The sequence below is a fragment of the Halobacillus andaensis genome (assembly GCF_014636475.1).
In the GTDB taxonomy this organism is placed as follows: domain Bacteria; phylum Bacillota; class Bacilli; order Bacillales; family Halobacillaceae; genus Halobacillus_A; species Halobacillus_A andaensis.
Genome location: NZ_BMEL01000005.1, coordinates 115,156 through 135,678, shown reverse-complemented (window position 1 = coordinate 135,678; position 20,523 = coordinate 115,156). Strand labels below are relative to the sequence as shown.

Annotated in this window: 19 protein-coding genes; 12 read left to right on the top strand and 7 right to left on the bottom strand. The window is 41.1% G+C overall.

Annotated features, from left to right (window positions below; all coding sequences use genetic code 11):
• Nucleotides 1-140 precede the first annotated feature (140 nt).
• On the bottom strand, nucleotides 141-2,297 hold the full coding sequence (gene bglX, locus IEV27_RS18445; protein WP_188378993.1) for a beta-glucosidase BglX: 2,157 nt from the start codon (nucleotides 2,295-2,297) through the stop codon (nucleotides 141-143).
• A gap of 322 nt (nucleotides 2,298-2,619) precedes the next feature.
• Here bglX and IEV27_RS18440 point away from each other — a divergent pair, with 322 nt between their 5' ends.
• The 5 genes from IEV27_RS18440 to IEV27_RS18420 all read left to right on the top strand — a co-directional run bounded on the left by IEV27_RS18440 (nucleotide 2,620) and on the right by IEV27_RS18420 (nucleotide 7,697).
• Nucleotides 2,620-3,870, top strand: coding sequence for a sugar ABC transporter substrate-binding protein (locus IEV27_RS18440; protein ID WP_188378992.1), 1,251 nt, complete (start codon nucleotides 2,620-2,622; stop codon nucleotides 3,868-3,870).
• A gap of 148 nt (nucleotides 3,871-4,018) precedes the next feature.
• Nucleotides 4,019-4,918: a carbohydrate ABC transporter permease gene (locus IEV27_RS18435; RefSeq protein ID WP_188378991.1), complete on the top strand. Its 900-nt coding sequence runs from the start codon at nucleotides 4,019-4,021 to the stop codon at nucleotides 4,916-4,918.
• 40 nt (nucleotides 4,919-4,958) lie between these two features.
• On the top strand, nucleotides 4,959-5,789 hold the full coding sequence (locus tag IEV27_RS18430; protein ID WP_188378990.1) for a carbohydrate ABC transporter permease: 831 nt from the start codon (nucleotides 4,959-4,961) through the stop codon (nucleotides 5,787-5,789).
• Between the two features lie 83 nt (nucleotides 5,790-5,872).
• Nucleotides 5,873-6,604 (top strand): alpha/beta hydrolase, encoded by a 732-nt coding sequence (locus IEV27_RS18425; protein ID WP_188379070.1) that lies wholly within the window; start codon nucleotides 5,873-5,875, stop codon nucleotides 6,602-6,604.
• Nucleotides 6,605-6,710: 106 nt separating this feature from the next.
• Complete coding sequence (locus IEV27_RS18420) at nucleotides 6,711-7,697, top strand: LacI family DNA-binding transcriptional regulator (RefSeq protein ID WP_188378989.1); 987 nt, start codon at nucleotides 6,711-6,713, stop codon at nucleotides 7,695-7,697.
• Between the two features lie 338 nt (nucleotides 7,698-8,035).
• On the opposite strand, the gene IEV27_RS18415 is transcribed toward IEV27_RS18420, so the two are convergent.
• Entirely contained in the window at nucleotides 8,036-8,464 is a 429-nt protein-coding gene (locus tag IEV27_RS18415) for a BrxA/BrxB family bacilliredoxin (RefSeq protein WP_188378988.1), read from the bottom strand.
• Nucleotides 8,465-8,480: 16 nt separating this feature from the next.
• Nucleotides 8,481-9,611 (bottom strand): conserved virulence factor C family protein, encoded by a 1,131-nt coding sequence (locus IEV27_RS18410; protein WP_188378987.1) that lies wholly within the window; start codon nucleotides 9,609-9,611, stop codon nucleotides 8,481-8,483.
• 170 nt (nucleotides 9,612-9,781) lie between these two features.
• Between IEV27_RS18410 and IEV27_RS18405 the strand changes: the two genes are divergently transcribed.
• The 3 genes from IEV27_RS18405 to IEV27_RS18395 are packed head-to-tail and all read left to right on the top strand — an operon-like array spanning nucleotide 9,782 to nucleotide 12,121.
• Nucleotides 9,782-10,702 (top strand): ABC transporter ATP-binding protein, encoded by a 921-nt coding sequence (locus IEV27_RS18405; RefSeq protein ID WP_188378986.1) that lies wholly within the window; start codon nucleotides 9,782-9,784, stop codon nucleotides 10,700-10,702.
• Nucleotides 10,695-11,651, top strand: coding sequence for an ABC transporter permease (locus IEV27_RS18400; RefSeq protein WP_188378985.1), 957 nt, complete (start codon nucleotides 10,695-10,697; stop codon nucleotides 11,649-11,651). Before IEV27_RS18405 ends, IEV27_RS18400 begins: the two co-directional genes overlap by 8 nt.
• 20 nt (nucleotides 11,652-11,671) lie before the next feature.
• Nucleotides 11,672-12,121, top strand: a complete 450-nt coding sequence (locus IEV27_RS18395) for a DUF4064 domain-containing protein (protein ID WP_188378984.1) — start codon at nucleotides 11,672-11,674, stop codon at nucleotides 12,119-12,121.
• 43 nt (nucleotides 12,122-12,164) lie between these two features.
• Here IEV27_RS18395 and IEV27_RS18390 read toward each other — a convergent pair whose 3' ends face one another.
• The gene (locus IEV27_RS18390) at nucleotides 12,165-12,341 is read right to left on the bottom strand and encodes a hypothetical protein (protein ID WP_188378983.1); all 177 of its coding nucleotides are present in this window, start codon (nucleotides 12,339-12,341) and stop codon (nucleotides 12,165-12,167) included.
• 129 nt (nucleotides 12,342-12,470) lie between these two features.
• Between IEV27_RS18390 and IEV27_RS18385 the strand changes: the two genes are divergently transcribed.
• A complete protein-coding gene (locus tag IEV27_RS18385; RefSeq protein ID WP_188378982.1) occupies nucleotides 12,471-13,373 on the top strand; it encodes a formate/nitrite transporter family protein in 903 nt (300 codons plus the stop codon).
• A 144-nt stretch (nucleotides 13,374-13,517) separates the two neighbouring features.
• On the opposite strand, the gene IEV27_RS18380 is transcribed toward IEV27_RS18385, so the two are convergent.
• Nucleotides 13,518-13,988 (bottom strand): DinB family protein, encoded by a 471-nt coding sequence (locus IEV27_RS18380; protein ID WP_188378981.1) that lies wholly within the window; start codon nucleotides 13,986-13,988, stop codon nucleotides 13,518-13,520.
• A gap of 164 nt (nucleotides 13,989-14,152) precedes the next feature.
• On the opposite strand from IEV27_RS18380, the gene IEV27_RS18375 reads away from it, so the two are divergent.
• Nucleotides 14,153-14,911, top strand: a complete 759-nt coding sequence (locus IEV27_RS18375) for a MerR family transcriptional regulator (RefSeq protein ID WP_188378980.1) — start codon at nucleotides 14,153-14,155, stop codon at nucleotides 14,909-14,911.
• Nucleotides 14,912-15,018: 107 nt separating this feature from the next.
• Here the strand turns inward: IEV27_RS18375 and IEV27_RS18370 are convergent, their stop codons facing one another.
• Nucleotides 15,019-16,074, bottom strand: coding sequence for a class I SAM-dependent methyltransferase (locus IEV27_RS18370; protein ID WP_229735420.1), 1,056 nt, complete (start codon nucleotides 16,072-16,074; stop codon nucleotides 15,019-15,021).
• A 145-nt stretch (nucleotides 16,075-16,219) separates the two neighbouring features.
• Here IEV27_RS18370 and IEV27_RS18365 point away from each other — a divergent pair, with 145 nt between their 5' ends.
• Together IEV27_RS18365 and IEV27_RS18360 are read left to right on the top strand one after the other, a co-directional pair.
• Nucleotides 16,220-17,629 carry an FAD-binding oxidoreductase gene (locus IEV27_RS18365; RefSeq protein ID WP_188378978.1) on the top strand — a complete coding sequence of 470 codons (1,410 nt, stop codon included), beginning with the start codon at nucleotides 16,220-16,222 and terminating at the stop codon, nucleotides 17,627-17,629.
• Nucleotides 17,622-18,920, top strand: a complete 1,299-nt coding sequence (locus IEV27_RS18360) for a (Fe-S)-binding protein (RefSeq protein ID WP_188378977.1) — start codon at nucleotides 17,622-17,624, stop codon at nucleotides 18,918-18,920. The genes IEV27_RS18365 and IEV27_RS18360 overlap by 8 nt, the downstream gene beginning before the upstream one ends.
• 41 nt (nucleotides 18,921-18,961) lie before the next feature.
• On the opposite strand, the gene IEV27_RS18355 is transcribed toward IEV27_RS18360, so the two are convergent.
• A complete protein-coding gene (locus IEV27_RS18355; protein ID WP_188378976.1) occupies nucleotides 18,962-20,458 on the bottom strand; it encodes a UDP-N-acetylmuramoyl-L-alanyl-D-glutamate--2,6-diaminopimelate ligase in 1,497 nt (498 codons plus the stop codon).
• Nucleotides 20,459-20,523 lie beyond the last annotated feature (65 nt).

Genomic DNA, 20,523 nt, shown 5'->3' with positions numbered 1-20,523 from the left:
AAATAAATGTAAGCGTAAACATTTTAAAAGAAAAAATCAGAATATTTCAAAAACCAGTAATAAAGTAGTAGTTCCATTCAAGGATGAATAGATTAAATAAAACCCGTCTCTCCTAGAAAAAAGAGAACGGGTTTCAGTGGTTATTTAATTAATTGAAATGAAACACTAGATTTCTGCTTGCTGTGAGGCCCGACGAAAACTTCGAATTGCCCACGATCACTCTTGTATTCTAAATTGGAATGGTAGTAACGCAGGTCTTCTTCTTTTAGGTCAAAAGTTACTTCTTTTTCTTCGCCAGGCTGAAGAGAGATCCGTTCAAAATTCTTTAACTCTTTCATTGGACGAACCACTTCTCCTGTTGTATCTCTCACATAAAGCTGTACAACTTCTTCCCCTGCTTTTTCGCCAGAATTAGTAATTCGTGTCGTAATCGTTAATGTTTCTCCTTCTTTTAATTCTTGGCTGGAAATTGTTACTTCATCATAAGTAAAGGTTGTATAGCTTAGTCCGTATCCAAACGGGAAAAGAGGCCCGTTCGGACTATCTAAATATTGGGAGACAAACCTTTCTTGGGCATCAGGTGCATTCTTCGGCCGTCCTGTATTGTAATGATTATAGTAAACAGGTACTTGGCCGACCGAGTGCGGAAATGACATCGCTAATCGTCCGGATGGGTTGCTTGTACCATACAATAAATCGGCCACTGCTTGGCCGCCCTCTGTACCAGGGTACCAAGCTTCTAGAAGAGCGTCCGTTTCGTGAATGACTCCGTGAAGATCAAGAGGGCGCCCGTTAAATAGCACGGTTACGATTGGTTTATTGAGTTCTTTCAACTCTTGAATGAGCTCTAGCTGAACTTGTGGTAAACGGATATCTGCTCGGCATCCAGCTTCACCACTCATATCAGAACTTTCACCTAAGGCTAGAACAATGACATCGGATTCTTCGGCAGCCTTTAAAGCTAGATCAAGCTGTATATTTGAACTTGTTTCAACACCAGAACCTTCTGCAATTTTCACTTCACTAGCATACGATTGGATACCCTTATCCAGTGTAATTGTATCATCCTTCGATCCAAGCCACGACCACGGTCCGAGAATGTCGTGATTGTCTGCAAAAGGCCCAATTAAAGCGATTTTCTGGGAAGGATCGAGAGGTAATACTTGTTCATTTTTTAATAATACAGCGGACTTGGCAGCTAATTCTCTAGCAGACTCACGGTGTTCCTTACTTAAAATTAGTTCATTTTCTAATTGTTCGTCGGCTCCTCGAAAAGGATTTTCAAATAACCCTAGCTTTTGTTTTAACTTTAAAATTCTTAAAACTGCTTCATCTACAAGAGATTCATCAAGGGATCCTTCCTCAATGAGTTGTTGAACGTGATTTACATAGCACTCCGTCATCATTTCAATATCTACGCCGGCTTCTAAAGCTTTGCGTGCTGCTTCTTTTTCTCCTTCAGCGACCCCGTGAGGGATTAGCTCTTTAACGGCACCCCAATCTGAGATTAACACTCCGTCAAAATCCCATTCTTTTCTCAGTAAATCACGCATTAACGTTTTATTTCCAGTCGAAGGAACACCATTCAGAATGTTAAAGGCCGTCATCACCATTTCACAGCCTTCATCTAAAGCTGCTTTATAAGCAGGTAAGTAGTTTTCGCGAAGCTGCCACTCGGACATATCTACTGTGTTGTAATCACGTCCCCCCTCAGCAGCCCCATAAGCTGCGAAGTGTTTAACACACGAAGCTACTCGCTGGTTGTCATTTTCAAAGTCACCCTGGAATCCACGAACAAAAGCACGGGCAAACTCACTGTTTAAGTAGGGATCCTCTCCTGTGGACTCCATCACTCTTCCCCAACGAGGATCGCGTACCAAATCCACCATAGGAGCAAATGTAACATGTATACCCGAGACGGCAGCTTCAATCGCGGCAATTTCTGCACTTCTTTCTGCTAAATCTAAATCCCAAGAGCATCCAACTGCTAATGGAACAGGAAAAATCGTTTTATAGCCATGCACGATATCAGACATAAAGAGAAGGGGAATACCTAATCGGTTATCTTTTAAATGTGTTTCTTGAATGTTTTTAATTTCTTTAGCACCTGAAGCACCAAGCACGGAACCTGTATTTTGCACAACTTCTTCTGTAATGCCCATGCCTACCATGGGTCCGGTAATTTGCCCGCCATCAGACGCACCTTTTAAGAAAGGAGTAGCTAATTGAATAAGCTGACCCACTTTCTCTTCAGTTGTCATTTGTTCGAGTAGAGATGTTAATTGGTTTTGGTTCATATAGAGACCTCCTGCATCATGAATAGTGAAACGTTTCGAATTTGATATAGTTGGAGTATAAGTGCTTTCCTCTGGTGAGTCAAACATAATTTTACTGTGCCAAAGAACGTGGTTACATTGTGAAAATAGAGACAAAAACCTTTTTACTATAGGGTTTTTTATTGTGAATAGAATAAAATTCATTACTAAATCGATAAAAAATCGATAAAATGTAAAAAAATTTAGAAAAAAGTATTGAAAGCGGATACAGAATTGATTACAATCAAGTTATCGAAACGTTTCAATTAACTTTGTAAATATAATTGAAAAGGGGTAAGGTGTAATGAAAAAAACGAAGAAAATTGCATTGGCTTCTGTTATGACAATGTCTATGTTCCTTGGTGCTTGTGGTGGGAGCGATGACGCTTCTGGAGATGATGATAAAACCATTTCCGTATGGGCGATGGGAGAAGAAGGTAAGCAGCTAAAAGAGTTAGCTGAGAAGTTTGAAGAAGAAAACGAAGATGACATTAAAGTAGAGGTACAAGCCATCCCTTGGGAAAGTGCTCACGATAAACTCCTAACGGCTGTAGCTTCACAAGATGGACCAGATGTATTCCAATTAGGAACCACATGGGTGCCTGAGTTTGCTGAAGCGGGAGCGATGTTGGATCTATCAGAGCACACGGATGACTATCCTGAGTTTGAACCTGATAACTATTTTGAAGGTGCAAGAGAAACGATGCAATACGACGGTCAACAAATTGGTATCCCATGGTACGTAGAAAGCCGTGTTCTTTACTACCGTGAGGATCTTCTCGAAGAAGTTGGCTACGATGAGGCCCCTGCTACTTGGGATGAGTTAAAAGATGCTTCAAGCCAGCTGGCTGACCGTAGTGAAGACGATTATGGGTTAGATATTGACCAGAATGATCAAATCACTCCATTTATTTTTGCCTGGCAGAATGGTTATGAAGTAAGTGAGGAAGAAGCAGAAAACGGCGATTTTAACTTTGACGGCGAGGAATTTGTAGGAGCGATTGAATACTATCACAGTTTCTTTGATGAAGGAATCAGTCAAACTTCAGAAGGTGAAGATATCACCAAAGCTTTTGAAAAAGGAACCAAGCCGATGTTCTTCAGCGGTCCATGGATGATTAGTGTGTTAAATGATCAAGCTCCTGATATTGAAGGGCAGTGGGGAACGGCTGTAATGCCTGAACAAGAAAAAGGTACATCCAGTATTGGGGGAGCTAACTTCTCAATCTTCCATAACACCGAAAAGGTAGATGAATCTTTAGAGTTCCTGTCTTACATTAATGAGACAGAAACACAGTTGGAGTGGTTAGAGATGTCTAACACTTTACCATCCCGTACCGAAGCATGGGAGGATCCACTATTGCAGGATGATCCAATGTACGCTACGTTCGGCCGTCAGCTGGAAGATGCTCAGCCAGGTCCGCAAATTGAAGAGTGGGATCAGTTAACTCAAGAGTTATTAGACAGTATTGAAAGAATTAATGTTGGTGGTGCAGATGTGGAAGAAGAAATGGCAAACTTTAATGAAAAAGCTGAGGGGTTATTAGCTGAATAAGACATAAGAACAAGTCTATTCACGAACGCTCAGAACGAGAGATGGATATGGAGAGGATCAGGTTATGGGTATGGTTCGTATTCATGAACGGTCCCCCGTATTCATCTTTATTTTTTAAATGAGCGCAGATTTCGTAAGGTGGGATAACATGTCGAAAATATTCAAACAGGCGTATAGAGAACGGCATCCTTATTTTTTTATAGCGCCCGCAGTCATTTTATTAACCGTGTTCAGTATCATCCCTATTCTTATCGCCTTTTTTATAAGTTTTACAGATTTAGACCTGAAAGGACTAGCGGATTGGTCGAACATTAATTTTATTGGAATAGAAAATTATAGAGAATTAGTAAGCGACGAAACCTTTACTACCTCTTTAATTAATACAGCTTTCTACGTAGTAATCGGTGTTCCTTTAGTTATTATTTCTTCACTCACCATTGCCTTATTACTGAACTATGGAAGTAATATGCTATTTAGAGTGTTTCGTTCTGTCTACTATATGCCATCCATTACTAATATTATCGCCGTTGCTGTTATTTGGGGCTATCTTTATAACACGGAATACGGGTTATTTAATTATCTCTTATCTATCATTAATGTGGACAACATTCCTTGGCTTGAGGAGCGGACGATTGCTAAAATCTCATTAATTATTTTAGCCGTTTGGAAAGGGATTGGAATCAACATGATTATCTTTCTTGCTGCCTTGCAAGGAATTCCGCGTGCTTACTATGAAGCTGCTGAAATTGACGGGGCCAACCGTTTTCAAGTGCTCTTTAAAGTCACACTGCCTCTGTTAAGTTACGCTACGTTTTTCGTTACCGTAACTACTTTAATTGGCTGGATGCAATTCTTCGAAGAACCATTTGTCATGACGGATGGAGGCCCTCTTGATGGAACGATTTCCATTGCTCTATTTATCTATAAAGAAGGTTTCCAGTACAGTCAATTTGGATATGCAGCGGCAGGTTCATTTGTGTTATTCATATTAATTATTATCATGACGCTGATCCAATTTAAGTTTAAGAAATCTGAGACTCAATACTAAATGGATAAGAAATTTAAAGAAGTAACGGAGTTGATGAAGTATGGCAACTGTTACAAAAAAAAGTAGGTTTGAAAAGACTTTAGTTACAATACTCCTCATTATAGGAGGAATCATCGTCTCGATTCCGTTTTTATGGATGATTTCGAGCTCATTTAAACCTGAGAGTGAAGTGTTAAACATTCCACCGACTATTATTCCGGAAAACTTCACTCTTGAAAACTACGTGAACTTATTTGAGAGCTTAAACTTTGCCGTGTACTTAAGAAATACGTTAATCATTGTGGTGTTTTCATTTGTCGGTCTCCTGTTTAATGCAATGGCAGGGTATGGGTTCGCAAAGTTTGATTTCCGTGGAAAAGAGAAGGTTTTTTACTTTGTCCTTGCTACCATGATGATCCCTGGACAAGTCACAATGATTCCGGTTTACTTACTGCTAAATGAAATGGGTCTCACGAATACGATGGCAGGTATTGTATTGCCTGGACTTGCGGTTGCTTTTAGTATCTTTTTATTCCGCCAGTTTATGACCACCATTCCAACCGACTTGATTGAAGCGGCACGCCTCGATGGAGCTGGAGAATTTTATATCTTTTTCCGATTGATCATGCCTGTCGCTAAGCCAATATTTGCGGTGCAGGGGATTTTAACTTTTATCGCAGCGTGGAATAGTTTCTTGTGGCCGCTTATCATCGCGAACGACGAAGGGCTTTACACTTTGTCGGTAGGTTTATCCTTGCTTCAAGGTCAGTATGCTAATAACTTTGCTCTTCAAATGGCGGGTGCAGCCTTTATGGTCGTTCCGATTATTATAATCTTTTCATTTTTTCAGAAATATATTGTGGAAGGATTTACGATGTCTGGAATTAAGTAAGCTCATGGGAAGTCTGAAAGCTATTTTAAGGTAGAAATCTACCCATCTACTTTCCGTTAGGTCATATAAAGGAGGCGGAAGTGATCGCTAGAATAGATTGTCGATTCCATTCACAAATTTTAGATTTAGATGTTTCTATGAAAGTGATTTTACCAGAACATACTACGGTCCCACAAAAAGGATTTCCCACTTTATATTTGCTTCATGGGTTATCTGATGATGATAGTAAATGGCTGCGCAACACTTCGCTTGAACGATATGTAGAAGGGCGGGAACTTGCCATCGTTATGCCGGCTGCAAATCGCAGCTTTTATACAAATATGGAGCACGGCCCTGATTACTTTTCGTATATAAGTGAAGAGGTGCCTAAGGTGGCCCGGTCTTTTTTTCCTCTATCGCAAGAAAGGGAAGATCAATACGTAGCGGGTCTATCAATGGGAGGATATGGCGCTTTTAAAGTCGCGTTGACCTATCCTGAGCGTTTTAGTGCAGCTGCCAGTTTGTCCGGGTCTCTGGATATCATAAGCCGGATCGATTCTTTTCCTAAAGATTTTGCCTATATATTTGGAAACCGGCCTATTCAAGGAACGAAAGATGATCTTTATTCTTTAATTGATCAGTTAACTGAAGAAGGTGTAAGTCTTCCGAAACTATACCAGGCTTGCGGAACGGAAGATCATAACTATCAAGCGAATCGAGAGTTTTATCAATATGGAAAGCAATCAGGTTTAAACATAGTATTTGAAGAGGGTACTGGAGGACACGAATGGGAATACTGGGATCAGCAAATTAAACAAGTTTTAGAATTCTTGTGAATGTGAGTCGTTGGAATTATAACTGGACAAACGATATTCTATAAGTAGAGAGCGTTGTGGTTATAAAGACTTACATTCTTATTCGAATAGACGGGAGATTTTGAGGATGGCAACGATTAAAGATGTAGCAAAGCGGGCTGGTGTTGCCGTATCTACGGCTTCCTATGCTTTGAATGGAATTCAGAAAGTCAGCCCAGCTACAGTTGAAAAAGTTCAAAAGGCTGCGATCGAGCTCAATTATCAAAAGAACGGATTTGCCTCGGATTTAAAACGAACAAAAACGAATACGATCGCACTGATATTAAGTGATTTATCTGGGCCTTACTATTCTGAGTTAATTAAAGGTGTCCAGGAAGTCACGTCAGCGAATGGTTATGACTTAATTGCCTGTAGTTCAATTGGCGGCGAACTCTCAACAGCAACGAAGTTCTTAAAAGAAAAGCGTGTAGATGGTGCTATTATTCTGGCTCATAATATTAGTGATGATCTCATTAAAAAGTCCGCACGAAAGGATTTTCCTATTGTCGTACTCGATCGGGAAATCGATAGTGAATTCGTGTTAGAGGTGCAAGTGGACAATATACAAGGTGGCTATGTGGCCACTGAGCATTTAATTAATAAAGGTCATCGTAATATTGCCTATGTGAGTGGTCCTTACAACTCTCATGATAATGAGAAACGTTTCCATGGGTACAAGTCTGCGATGTTAGATCATGGAGTCAGCTACCAATCTCGTTTGAAAATTTCGGGAGATTTCACGCGTGAGAGCGGGTACAGGGCCACGAAGATGTTAATCGCCCAGCAAAACTTGCCGGATGCTGTTTTTTATGCGAATGATGAGATGGCTATTGGTGGACTTCAAGCTTTTTCTGAGCGTAACATTCGTATTCCTGAAGATATTTCAGTGGTTGGATTTGATGATATTCAACTATCAGAGTATGTGGCACCTCCGCTGACGACAATTCGCCAGCCTAAATATGAAGCAGGTGCCCTCTCTGTTCATCTCATTTTTCAGCTGTTGGCTGGGGAAAAAGCAGAGCGGCACTACAGTTTATCAACTGAACTTGTGGAACGGAAATCCGTAAAAAATTAGTGCATATCCTTCAGGTAATTTGCACAGAAAAAAAGAGATTGGGACAAAACTGAATAAAATATAAAATAATCCGAACGATTCTATTGAAATCAGTTCGGATTATTTAAATTCAAGAAAGGATTTTCACCATCGCTCCGTCAAAATACTTCGCTTTCCGTGGGCTCGGTCTCAGCTTCCTCAGAAAGCAAAGAGCGCTTTCCTGCGGGATCTTCGACTCGCGCTGTCCCAGGAATCTTCGCATTTTGACTACGCTAATGATCTGCGTTTATACGGTTCAATTTTTTATCGTTCGTTTTTGACACAATTGTTTTATTTATGTCCCGGCCTCTTTTAACTTATTAACAGTGCTGCTTGTAAGCGTTAGTCAAATTCTCTACGATTTCTTCAACGTCATGATCCTCGATTTCTTCGCGAGGGATAAAATGGACCACTTGTCCATTTTTAAGCAGTGCCATGGAAGGAGAAGAAGGTTCATATCCTTCAAAGTAATCTCTCATGCGGCTTGTCGCCTCGCGATCCTGACCGGCAAAAACGGTAACAAGTTGATCTGGTTTTTTCTCAGCAGCAAGAGATTCACGTGCAGAGGGACGCGCCAACCCTGCAGCACATCCACATACAGAATTAATAACGACTAAAGCCGTACCTTCAGTACCGCCGATAAATTCGTCTACTTCTTCTGGTGTTGTAAGTTCGGTAAAACCAGCGTTTGTTAGTTCATCACGCATCGGCTGGGAAATTTCTTTCATATAAGCTTCATATGGATTCATTGATACAACCTCCTCATTATTTTTGTTTCGTAGCTTGGGTCATCTGATGCCAAACGGAACCTTTAGCTTCTTCGCCGCCTTCAATTCGTTCAATGGCCATGTTAATTTGCAAGCGCACTTCGAACTCGGGGTCGTCGCTTGCTTTTTTCAAGGCAGGTAAAGCCGTTTCATCACCCAGCTCATAAAGAAACATGGCGGCTCTCCAGCGAACGAGACGGTTAGAGTCTTGTAGCGTTTCAATGACGTGCGGCATCGCTTCTTTAAACCCTAAATCAGATAAACAATCACCTGCTGTTCGGCGTACAGTCACCGTTTTGTCTTCCAACGCTTTATACAAGTATGGTAAAACTTCGGGTTCTTCAATCATACCCAGATAAGCGGTGGCTAGTCGGCGGATAGAAGCTTTATCATCGCTTAGTGCTTTTTCTAACACCGGTAAATCTTCGATGGTTGGATCCATACGGTCGAGAGCAGCATATCGCACCTTCCAATCTGGATCATCTAACGTTTCTAATGAAACCTTTGGAGCGCTTGACTCCACGGGCTCTGGTGTATCTTGGTCAAACGCTTGTTTAACAAGAGCTTCTAACCGTTGATCGTCGTAACTGGCTGATAACTCTTCCTTCACTTGTTCGCCTATTTCATCGGGCGCTCCGTAGCGAGGGTTTTGTTCTATCCATTTACGTTCCATAATCATATTCGGAGATGCTGGGGCAGCCTTCATGGAAGCTGCCATAAATCGATCAGGAAGTCCGACCCTTTTTTCTTCATCATTTTCTTCTAGTTTCACTTGCATCGGGATCCCGCGGAACATTTGCACGAACACTTTTACTTCACCAAAAGAATCATCAGGCTTTGAGTTTGAAGGTGTGTGTTCTACAGGCTGTTCTGATCCAAATATGCTGCGCACCTCTGGCAGGATATCCTCCCAAGGGGTTTTTGCGCTGCGTTCTAAAGCGATGAAATCAGCTACGCGATAAAGACCTTTCACCCCATTAATCTCAAAAAGCGCGGAAACATAGGCAGGAGCATCTTCAAGTGAATCCCCTTGTTTATAATTTAAACTTTCCCCAAAAGGAAGTTCTTCGTTCACGTTCACTTTCATTGAGTGAGGACTCGGCGTCGGTTCAATAGACACGATTTTCATTCATAGTCCCTCCCTTTTTCACTTTGCTTAAATTTTATCAAATAAAACGAGCTTAATCCATTATGAGAGGTGGAACTGGTATGTATTGTAAAAATAGTGTCCTTGTTTGAAACGCTTGAGGTTTTCATTCGTAGAATAGGTAGTGATTGCGAGAGGGAGGTTATTAGGTGATGTCGGAATCGATCATGGAGTTAAAGAATCTAAAGAAAACGATTAAAGGCAAGCCGATTATTAAGGGACTTAATTTTTCGATTCAAAGCGGAGAAGTATTCGGCTTTCTCGGACCTAATGGGGCGGGTAAAACGACGACGATCCGTATGATGGCAGGGCTGATGCGAATGAGTGAAGGTGATGTATACATACAAGGCCATAGTGTTAAAAAGAATTTTAAAGAAGCGATTCAGCACGTAGGAGCCATTGTTGAAAATCCAGAAATGTATCCTTTCATGAGCGGCCGTAAAAACTTGGTCCACTATGCTCGTATGGTTCCTGGTATCACAAAGGAACGGATCGATGAGGTCGTTCAATTAGTTGGCTTAGAAAATAGGATAAACGAAAAAGTGTCGAAGTATTCTTTAGGAATGAGGCAAAGGCTGGGGATCGCACAAGCCCTTTTACATAAACCGTCCATCCTCATTTTAGATGAACCCACAAACGGGTTAGACCCTTCGGGCATTCGTGAAATTCGTGCTTACATAAGACGGCTGGCTTCTGAAGAAGGAGTGGCTGTCATCGTTTCGAGTCATATTTTATCTGAGATGGAACTCATGTGTGATCGAATTGGCATTATTAAAAATGGCGAACTGATTTCGATGCAATCCGTGAACGATGCCCTTGAAGAGACGGATAAAAAAGAAGTTTTCCTTGAAGCTGAACCTATTAACGAAGCGCAAGGCGTGCTAAAAGAAGCTGTGAATGGAAAGGTAACGACTCAAGGGGGACAACTTATATTTACAGCAAAACGTGAAGAACTGCCGTCAATTGTCCAGAAGTTAGTAGAGCACAATATTAACATTTACGGCGTGACAGTCTCTCGATCTACTTTAGAGGATAAATTCTTAAATTTGATTGGAGAGGGAGCTATTGAATAACTTTATTCAGCTTATTAAAAATGAGCAAATGAAAATGTATTCCCAAACCGCTACTTGGGTCATGTTGATCATCTTAGCTGTTTTAGTGGTAGGCATCGGTGTGTTTTTTAAAGTAGATGGAATGTTAATGGAGGACTCCGGCGAGCCCAGTGAAAATTGGGAAGAACAGTTACAAGCAGAAAATGAACAGCTTCAACAAGAAATCGATAAAGAACCTGGATTTTCCGGTATGAATGAAGAGACCATAGCTATGAACCAATACCGTCTAGATCATGAAATTCCACCAGATGACTATGATGCATGGAATTTTGTCCAAGAAAATCGAAGCAATATATCACTCATAAGTTTATTAACGATTATTGTTGCAGCAAGTATTATTGCAAACGAGTTCAAATGGGGTACAATTAAATTATTATTGATCCGTCCTATATCTCGTACGAAAATATTAGCTGCGAAATATGTTTCGGTTCTTGTCTATGCCATAACGATGCTCTTATTTCTCTATGTGTTATCCTTCATTACGGGTTCGCTTTTATTTGGCTTTGCCAGTATAAATGAACCTTACTTGTTTATGAAGGATGGTGAAGTTCAAGAGGCGCCTATTTTTCAGCATACAGCTTCACAGTACTTGTTAAGTTCTGTTAATTTAGTAATGATGGCCACATTTGCCTTTATGATTTCGACTGTATTTAGAAATAGTGCATTAGCCATTGGGGTAGCTATTTTTCTCATGATGTCCGGGAATACCATAGTTGGCTTTTTTGCAAATCAAGAGTGGGCAAAGTATATCTTATTTGCAAATACAGATTTAAATCAGTTTTTCACCGGAACCCCGATGATTTCTGGTTTAACTCTAGGGTTTTCAATCACTGTTTTGATTGCCTACTTAATTATTTTTCTTGGATTGGCATGGGTCTTTTTTACAAAAAGAGATGTGACGAACGCTTAAATTGAAAGGAAGTGAAGCATTTGAAAAGAACCGTGGAAATTGTTTTTACAGTCATTGGAGCCGTTTTTTTTGGGGTAGCTTTAGCAATTGGGGCTTTGTTTGCAAACATGGGGGATAACCCTCAAGCTCGCGCTGAATTGGAAAGTATTTTAAGTCAGGACCCCAATGTAGATCCTGACCAGATTTCTGTGGACCAGCTTATGAATGCCATGTCCACTGGGGCTTGGACGGTAGTCGTTGCTGCAGTGATCGCCGTGGCGCTTGGCATACTATGTATTATATTCTTAAAAGGAAATAAAAAACCAAAGGCGGCAGGGATTATTTTAATTGTTGCAGCTGTGTTATTGACATTTGGTACCTTTGGATTAGGGTTATTTGGCGGGATTGCCTACCTGGTTGCAGGTATTACAGCTCTTGTTCGTAAACCTAAATCACCTATAGTGAATGACGAACCTACGGAAACTTATTAAACAACTAAAAAAGCGTGAGCTCAAAATAGGAGCTCACGCTTTTTTAGTCTAAAATACGATTCATTTCATCTGTGTCTGCTAGCTGGCGGTTGGCTACATTTGTGTGTTGAGGCATGAATCCATCCCCATTGCATATTTTACACGTGTATTGCCATTCTTCATCGTCCATTAACAATCCACGTCCATCACACGCTAAACATACTTGGTCTCGGCTTCCCATGAGTCCCCTCCTGAATGAGTTCGATTTACTATGTAATTTTACCTGTTTTAAGAGAAATATGCGTGAGCAGGTGATTTTAGATTACTTGTGATTGATGCAGGGAATAGGAACTCCACAGGAGGGATGGAAATGAGCGAGAAAGAGAAAGAAGAAGAGCGTGAAGACAACGAGAATCGAGAGACGAATCAAAATTCTTCTGAGATTGATCGGCCAGGGCGCCAATTTTATATCCCCTCGCAGATTGTAGATGAATTTGGGGAAAAAGGAAGAGATCACTTAAGGCAGCCATTTGGCAGCCAGTTTTTATTGGCTTTGACTGCCGGCTCTTTTATGACATTTGGTGCGATTTTTTCCATCCTGCTTGCTGAAGGTGTCGAGACGCAAGGCATCTTTTATTTATTGTCGGGACTAGGTTTCGCAGCTGGTTATGCGATGGTATTTATATCAGGCGCCGTTTTATTTACGGAAATTAACGTGCTGCTTCCATCGTATTTATTTAATAAAGCCAACCTTATGAAAGTCAATATTTATAAGTTTTGGGCGTCCACTTATATAGGCAATATTTTAGGTGCCGTTATGGTGGCTGTTCTTATAGAGGTTTCAAGTTCACTGAACGCTGAGTTTTATACCGAACTCTCCTCCTATCTCGATAAAAAAATGAAGTTCATGGACCATGGAGTAAAAGGATGGTTTGAAGTTGTAGTATCAGGTATATTAGCCAACTGGTTAATCGGTATGGCTGCATTTCTTACTACAGCTGCCCGAGACATTACAGGGAAAATCTTAGGAACGACCTTGCCTGTTATCTTATTTGTAGCTGGTAACTTCCAGCACAGCGCAGCTAATATGGGTTACTTTAGTATGGGTGTATTAGCTTCTGATAAATACTCATGGTACGAGTACATCCTTTTTAATTTAATTCCAGCGAGTATTGGGAACTTGATTGGCGGAGGCATACTTGTCTCGTTATTATTCTCTTACGCGTACAAGGACGATATTCAAACATCCTTAGGTAAAAAGAAAAAATATTAGGACAAAGGTCTCCTGCTTTAGGCAGGAGACCTTTTCTTTTACCTTTTGATCACGAAATCATGATGCTGGGAGGCTGGAGGCGGGGATTAAGTGAAAAGAAAACACGGTGAATCTCACCGTGTTTTCTTACGTTCAACTATGGAGTTACTCAAACAACATAATCTCAGGATCAAGCTTAAAAGTATGGACAAGGATCGCGTGGAGCTGCCCTCTGTGGTGATACATATGAGCTACAATTTCAAGCAGCCATTCAAAACGAGTATACGTTACATCCCACCAAGAAGTGATCTCTGTAAATAAGTGATCCTCTGTATAATGTTCATACTGAAACTTAAGCTGGGCAAAATGCTCAAAAAGAGCATGTGAAATTTCTTCCTTTGTTTGGAGAGATACCGAGTCATAAAGCAGTTTCATTTCCTCTTCCGTTGCACCTTCAGCAATTCTGGCGTCGGCCGCAGGAATCATAGCTAAATGTTCTAATAGTTCTCCAACGGAATATTTTCCGTCTGAGGGGCGGAAGGATAAATCTTCATCTTTTAATTGTCCGAGAATTTCTGAGAGTGAAGCAATAACGATTTCTAATTGGTGAAAGGCGCTTTGGCAATACATGTTCATAATTATGACCTCATTTAAAAGTTGTGTTACAAAAGGTATTCTGCAAAATATTAAGAATACCTCTCTATGTTTAAAAATCTCTTAAAAAACGACAATATTCCCCGGGAAATATCATTGACTCTAACGTTACGTCATAGACTATATTTAACAGTGAGGTGATCACCGTGTATAAAGTAAAAGAAGTAGCTGATCTGGCTGGTATAAGTGTGCGCACACTTCACCATTATGACCAAATTGGACTGCTCTCACCAAAGAAAGCAGACAATGGGTATCGCTATTATAGTGACAATGATTTTATTCGGCTGCAGCAGATCCTTTTCTTTAAAGAGCTGGATTTTTCGCTTCAGAGAATAAAGGAAATATTGCAGGATCCAGCATTTGATGAAAAACAAGCTCTTAAGCAGCATAAAACCATTTTGCTAGAGAAAAAAGAGAGGTTAGATAAGATCATTCAGTCAATTGATCAGTCCATTCGAACATTTGAAGGAGGAAAAGAAATGGCTCATAAAGATCGTTTTGAACCATTTGATATGAAGAACATTAAAGAACACCAAAAGAAATACGCTATTGAAGCTGAACAGCGTTGGGGCGATACAGATGCTTATCAAGAATCGGCTAGAAGAACTTCATCCTATACGGAAGAGGATTGGAAGAAGATTCATGAGGAGAGTGAAGAAATTGATGGTCAGTTGGTTAACCTGATGGATCGCTCTCCTGCTGATGCAGAGGTGCAAAAATGGATCGAAGCGAAGCGCCAGCATATTACCGACCACTTTTATGAATGCAATATAGAAATTTTTCGAGGTTTAGCAGATATGTATATTAACGATCCGCGCTTTACAAAAAATATGAATAAGAAGAAGCAAGGGTATGCAGATTTTCTAAATAAAGCTATGCATATTTATTGTGATCACCATCAGTAAAAAGAAACAGCCACTCCCTGGGGGAGGGCTGTTTTTCAGGCTGTGCGCGACTCCTATGGGAGACACGAATATGGAGTGACGCCGGATGGGGGTGAAATATGTTTCTATTACCTTGGCTGACACACTAATCCGTTATGCACCTTTATATAACCGTGACGGGAAATATCAAAGCCGCTTTCATACATATAAAGCCCCATCTGTTCGACTGTCATAAGTTCACGGTACGTATGGTTCATCACATCCGCCATGATCCGATAATACACTCTCGAACGAATCTGATTTCGGGGTGTGGTTAAAAGAGCATAACCTCCAGGCTTTAAAAAACGCCGGTGCCAGTCAGCAACTTCATGCTTGTATTCATCGGGGAAGTGCTCTAACAAACCAACTGATAATACGATGTCAAACTCTCGTCCATATTTAAGGTTCCGGATATCATCAACGACATACTCGATTGAAAAATCATCTTTATAGTGAACTTTAGATTGACCTGTGCTGGGATTGGATCCTAAAAACGGATAACTTTCAGGGAACTCAGCAAATCGTGTCGTCTTGCAATATTCACCGTAGTCTACCATGACAATTTCAGCACCAGGGTACATGGCTCCAAGCTGCATCGCTTCATAGCCTTCAGCAGCACCTAGAAAAAGAACCTTTGGCTTGTTTACATCAAGTCCCTCAAAAAGTGCTCTCTTTCCGCGAGGGTCCCAAATCCCATCTTGAATTCGATGAACATAATTCCATAGCTGCAGTTGTACCACGCTCCCTAGAGCTTGTTTGACCTCTCCTATTTTAAAGGAGCGCAGACTTCGAAAGAACTGTTGCTTAGTTTCCTGGGTTTCTTCAGGAACATCTTTTACAAACCATTCGTGAAAAGCTTTATTGAAGAAAGTCCACGAAGTATGAGGATCCATTGGCTGATTATGAACGTGCTCCCAGTTTTTCTTCTCTTTTGATTTAGACTTTACTTCATATGGACGGCCAACATCTTTCCAGTTTAATTGAGACCAATCTCTTACAGTATTTAAGGTAACAAACTTATTGTATTCTTTTTCTGAATATTTCCTTAAATCCATGCGGAAGGATGGCAATTTAGCTGTTTCTCCGATATGCTGATTGGAATAAGGGTGATTTTTTACATCTTTTACTCTTTCTTGGGTTAACAAAATCATCACCACCTGTCAGTTTATTTTAGTATATATTTACATGATGACGCTTACAACAATTGGAATGTGTAAGACTTTTACTTTTAACGCAGGAGAATTTTTTTAGTATACAGAAGTACAACATATAACTTGTGGGAAAGAAGGGATGGTTATGGGGAAGTGGATGGACCACCTTACAGAGGTATTGCCGGAGAAACAAGTGATGACAGAATTAGCGGACAGGCACAGTTATAGTTTCGACGCTTCATTTGGGGAGTATATGCCAGAAGCCGTCGTACAAGTGAAGAATAAACACGAAGTCGCATCTGTATTAAAACTAGCAAATGAATATAAAGTACCTGTTTATCCGAGAGGGTCTGGCACTTGTCTGAGTGGGGGACCGCTCCCGGTACATGGAGGAATTGTGTTAGATATGTCTCAGTGGCCGGAGGAAATAGATGTTCATGCGGATGATCTTATTGTTTATGTCTCTCCGAGCGTTCGAACAGGAGATATTAATCAAGCGGCTGAAGCATACGGACTTATGTATGCCCCTGATCCAAGCAGCGCCCATGTCGCGACGATAGGAGGCAACTTAGCGGAGAACTCTGGAGGACCGCGAGGATTGAAATATGGAGTCACAAAAGATTTTGTGATTGGATTAGAAGTTGTTACGCCAGAAGGCGAAATAATAAAAACGGGCGGCCAGACAATTAAGAATGTAACGGGATTTGATTTAACTAAATTAATCGTCGGATGTGAAGGGACCCTTGGAGTCATTACAGAGGCGACCCTTAAACTAATGCCAAAGCCTCCAGCAGTACAAACGTTAATGGTTTCTTTTGATGATGTAAGGGTTGCTGGCCAGGCCATTTCTAAAACATTAACTTCAGGAATTTTACCATCAAAGATGGAATTTATGGATCAACCTTGCATACAAGCCGTCGAAAATTTTCGGCCGGCAGGGCTTCCTGTTGAAGCCGCAGCAGTGGTTATCATCGAACTCGATGGCCGGCCTGAAGCGATTAATGTGGAAAAAGAGCTCGTGGAAAACATCATGAAAGAGATAGGTGCAACCCGGACCACTGTGCCTGAAACGGGAGAAGAAGCTGAGCGGATCTGGCATGCGAGAAAACAAGTTTCACCCGCCATCGCAAAAATTAAACCAACAAAAGTGTCTGAAGATGCCACCGTGCCGCGAAGCAAAATTCCAGATATGCTGGATCGCTTAAATGAAATTAAAGAAAAGTATGATGTGGAAGTGGTCGTGTTTGGACATGCCGGCGACGGGAACTTACATCCAAACGTTTTGTGTGATAAGAGAGACCAAGAAGAAATGGAACGAGTAGAATTAGCTGTAGAAGAGTTATTTCAAGCAGCGATTGATCTTGGCGGCACGCTTTCCGGAGAGCATGGAATTGGAACTATGAAGGCCCCTTTCATGGAAAGTGAACTGGGGGAAGCAGGGCTTGATATGATGAAAAGGATTAAAGATAGCTGGGATCCTAATAACATCCTTAATCCGGGAAAGATCTTCCCAGAAAAAGGCCAAAAGTTGGTGTTACGTAATGAATAGCCTGGAGCACCTTCAAGAGAAAGTGAATTACGATAAGATCTTTGATTGTGTTCAGTGCGGGTACTGCTTACCAGCTTGTCCAACCTATGAAACAATGGAACGAGAAACCCATTCTCCTAGGGGGAGAATCAACCTTGTTAAAATGGTAGCTGAAGGAAAAGCTTCGGTTGAGGATTTGCGTGATCCGATTGAGAAGTGCTTAGGATGTATGGCCTGTACCACCGTCTGTCCTACCAATGTCCAGTATGGTCAAATTCTAGAAGGGGCAAAAGAAGTGATTGAAGAGCATGATGTAAAATCCATGGCTCAGAAAAAAGTCGAAGCCTTTTTATTTGAATCTTTCTTTCCTTCTTCGAACTGGATGGGCACGCTGGGGAACGCCACTTGGTTGTATCAAAAGTCCGGGATCCAAAAGTTTGTGCAAACGACGTATCTTACAGCCCTGGCGCCAATGAGGCTGGGACGCTTTGAACGTGTTCTTCCTGATTTGCCAAGCCCTTTTGAACGAGCTTTTAGGAAACGACGCGTACTTCCAGATTATAAATTACGAACAACAGTAGCTTTTTTCACAGGATGCGTAATGGATGGAATATTTTTTAAAACGAATCAACATACGGTCGAGCTATTGCGTTTAGCTGGAGCTGAAGTACTTTTGCCTAAGGAACAAACGTGCTGCGGAGCCCTTCATTCCCATTCGGGCAAAGGTCTGTCAGCAAAAGAGCTGGCGATGACAAATATAGAAGCTTTTGATTTAGAAGATGTTGATTATATCGTAAATAATGCAGGGGGCTGCGGGGCTAAAATGACGGAGTATCCTCACTTATTCGAGCAAGGGACTGAATGGCACGAACGCGCTAAAGAGTTTGCAGCTAAAGTAAGGGACATTTCTGAAGTTCTTGTAGAATTAGACGGTCTTACTTTTACAACGCCGGTTCCTCGTACAGTAACGTATCAGCCTTCTTGTCATATGACGAATGTGCAGCGAGTAAGTGAACCGCCAAGAATGCTGTTAAATAATATCCCTGGCTTAAAGGTAAAAGAATTAAATCGTCCTGACTTTTGCTGTGGATCAGCTGGGATTTACAACCTTGTAAATTACGATGAATCCATGGAAATATTAGATTTGAAAATGATAGATGTTATAGAAAGGAAACCAAATGCCATTATCACGACAAATCCAGGTTGCTTACTACAAATGAAACTCGGAGTCGAACGACACGGGCTAGAAGGAGAAATGGAAGCGATGCATTTAGTCGATCTATTGATGGAAGCAGAACCAGCAGCGAAATAGCACATAATAAAAACGACCACGTTAAAGGGTGATCGTTTTTGTTAGACAGTTTGTTTGTACGTCTTTTTCGTTTCAAAGTAATGGTCAATAACATTTAACTCAGAATAAGGCACCTTTTGATCTTCAATAATTTGATAACCCCCGAATCCAATTCCCGTTAAAAGTACAATGTCATCGGGTTGAGCTAAACTGAGCGCGTGATGGATCGCTTCTTCACGATGCAGCTTGGAGTGAATACAAGGGGCGAGGGGATCTTCAAACCCTTGGAGTACATCATCGATCACTTCTTGCCGATTAGCAAACCCTGGCTGATCAACACTCACGACGACTTCATCAGCTTCTCCTTCAACGACCTCAGCCATGAGAGGACGTTTGTTAGGATCTCTAAGACCAATCCCAGTAATCATCACAATTAGACGTTGATGGGGTATTTTTTTCACGGCCTGCAACACGTTTCCTAAAGCATCTGGAGTATGCGCATAGTCTAATACAATTTGATACGGAGCTAAATTTTCGATTCTTTGAAATCGGCCTTCAGGGCTCTTAATGGCCGATAGAACTGATAAAATCGTTTGAATGGAAAAGCCTAATTGGTGGCAAGCAGCAATAGCAGCAAGTAAATTATGAACGTTATATTCTCCATACACGGGGGCTTTTATAGAAAATGTGCCTCTTGAAGTGTGTAAAACAAATGAAGTCCCATCAATGGAGGATTGAACATCTGTCACTTGAAAATCAGCCATCTCATGGGAACCGTACGTTACCAAATGCCCCTTAAAATTCTTAATAATATCACAAGCCATTAAAGGATCGTCAATATTGACAACAGCACGATCGGATTGGTCAAACAGTTTTAGCTTCGCTTGCTTATAAGCCTCCATGCTCCCATGAAATTCTAAATGTTCAGGCGTTAAGTTGGTGTGAACTGCTACATCGAAGTTGATCGATGCTAAACGTTTTTGTTCAATGGCAATGGAAGTAGATTCAATGACAACCGCCTTCATTTCTTTCTTGCGGAAATGCTGCATGACTTTATGGAGCTCGGGAGCTTCAGGTGTAGTAGGTACCGTTTGTTTAAAATCGGTCTTCTCTTGGTCATCCCAAATGCCTGCTGTCCCGATCGACCCTGTTTGAAATTGAAGAGCGTTTAATAGAGAGTAAATAAATGAGGTGACGGTGGTCTTCCCGTTTGTTCCGGTTACTCCAACTTTATAGAGGGGGTGATCATACATGCTGTATACATGAGAGGAAAGCTTAGCTAAAGCTAACCGACTATCCTGAACGATCATAAAACTTGTAGATGGATAACGGCTGGAATATGTATGTATGATTTCTTTGTTGGTACCAGCTATGAAAACAGCCCCCTTGTGAATGGCTTGTTCTATAAATGCATGGCCATCTTGATTTTCCCCAGTAAGACAAACAAAAGCACTGCCTGATTCAGCTTCACGAGAGTCGTAAACGACAGAAGAAATTGGTGGAGGAGAAGGACCAATCACTTCTGAGCCGAGCAATAAGTTTAAGTCATTTTTTTTCATCAAACCATCCTTTAAACTTGATTCTTTAGGCTGCTAACGCAACACAACTTAATTGCTCTACAATT

Bases quoted from the DNA above. Each gene is read 5' to 3' on its own strand.
- bglX (WP_188378993.1), bottom strand. From the start codon at position 2,297: ATGAACCAAAACCAATTAACATCTCTACTCGAACAAATGACAACTGAA.
- IEV27_RS18440 (WP_188378992.1), top strand. From the start codon at position 2,620: ATGAAAAAAACGAAGAAAATTGCATTGGCTTCTGTTATGACAATGTCT.
- IEV27_RS18435 (WP_188378991.1), top strand. From the start codon at position 4,019: ATGTCGAAAATATTCAAACAGGCGTATAGAGAACGGCATCCTTATTTT.
- IEV27_RS18430 (WP_188378990.1), top strand. From the start codon at position 4,959: ATGGCAACTGTTACAAAAAAAAGTAGGTTTGAAAAGACTTTAGTTACA.
- IEV27_RS18420 (WP_188378989.1), top strand. From the start codon at position 6,711: ATGGCAACGATTAAAGATGTAGCAAAGCGGGCTGGTGTTGCCGTATCT.
- IEV27_RS18415 (WP_188378988.1), bottom strand. From the start codon at position 8,464: ATGAATCCATATGAAGCTTATATGAAAGAAATTTCCCAGCCGATGCGT.
- IEV27_RS18410 (WP_188378987.1), bottom strand. From the start codon at position 9,611: ATGAAAATCGTGTCTATTGAACCGACGCCGAGTCCTCACTCAATGAAA.
- IEV27_RS18405 (WP_188378986.1), top strand. From the start codon at position 9,782: ATGTCGGAATCGATCATGGAGTTAAAGAATCTAAAGAAAACGATTAAA.
- IEV27_RS18390 (WP_188378983.1), bottom strand. From the start codon at position 12,341: ATGGGAAGCCGAGACCAAGTATGTTTAGCGTGTGATGGACGTGGATTG.
- IEV27_RS18385 (WP_188378982.1), top strand. From the start codon at position 12,471: ATGAGCGAGAAAGAGAAAGAAGAAGAGCGTGAAGACAACGAGAATCGA.
- IEV27_RS18380 (WP_188378981.1), bottom strand. From the start codon at position 13,988: ATGAACATGTATTGCCAAAGCGCCTTTCACCAATTAGAAATCGTTATT.
- IEV27_RS18365 (WP_188378978.1), top strand. From the start codon at position 16,220: ATGGTTATGGGGAAGTGGATGGACCACCTTACAGAGGTATTGCCGGAG.
- IEV27_RS18360 (WP_188378977.1), top strand. From the start codon at position 17,622: ATGAATAGCCTGGAGCACCTTCAAGAGAAAGTGAATTACGATAAGATC.
- IEV27_RS18355 (WP_188378976.1), bottom strand. From the start codon at position 20,458: ATGAAAAAAAATGACTTAAACTTATTGCTCGGCTCAGAAGTGATTGGT.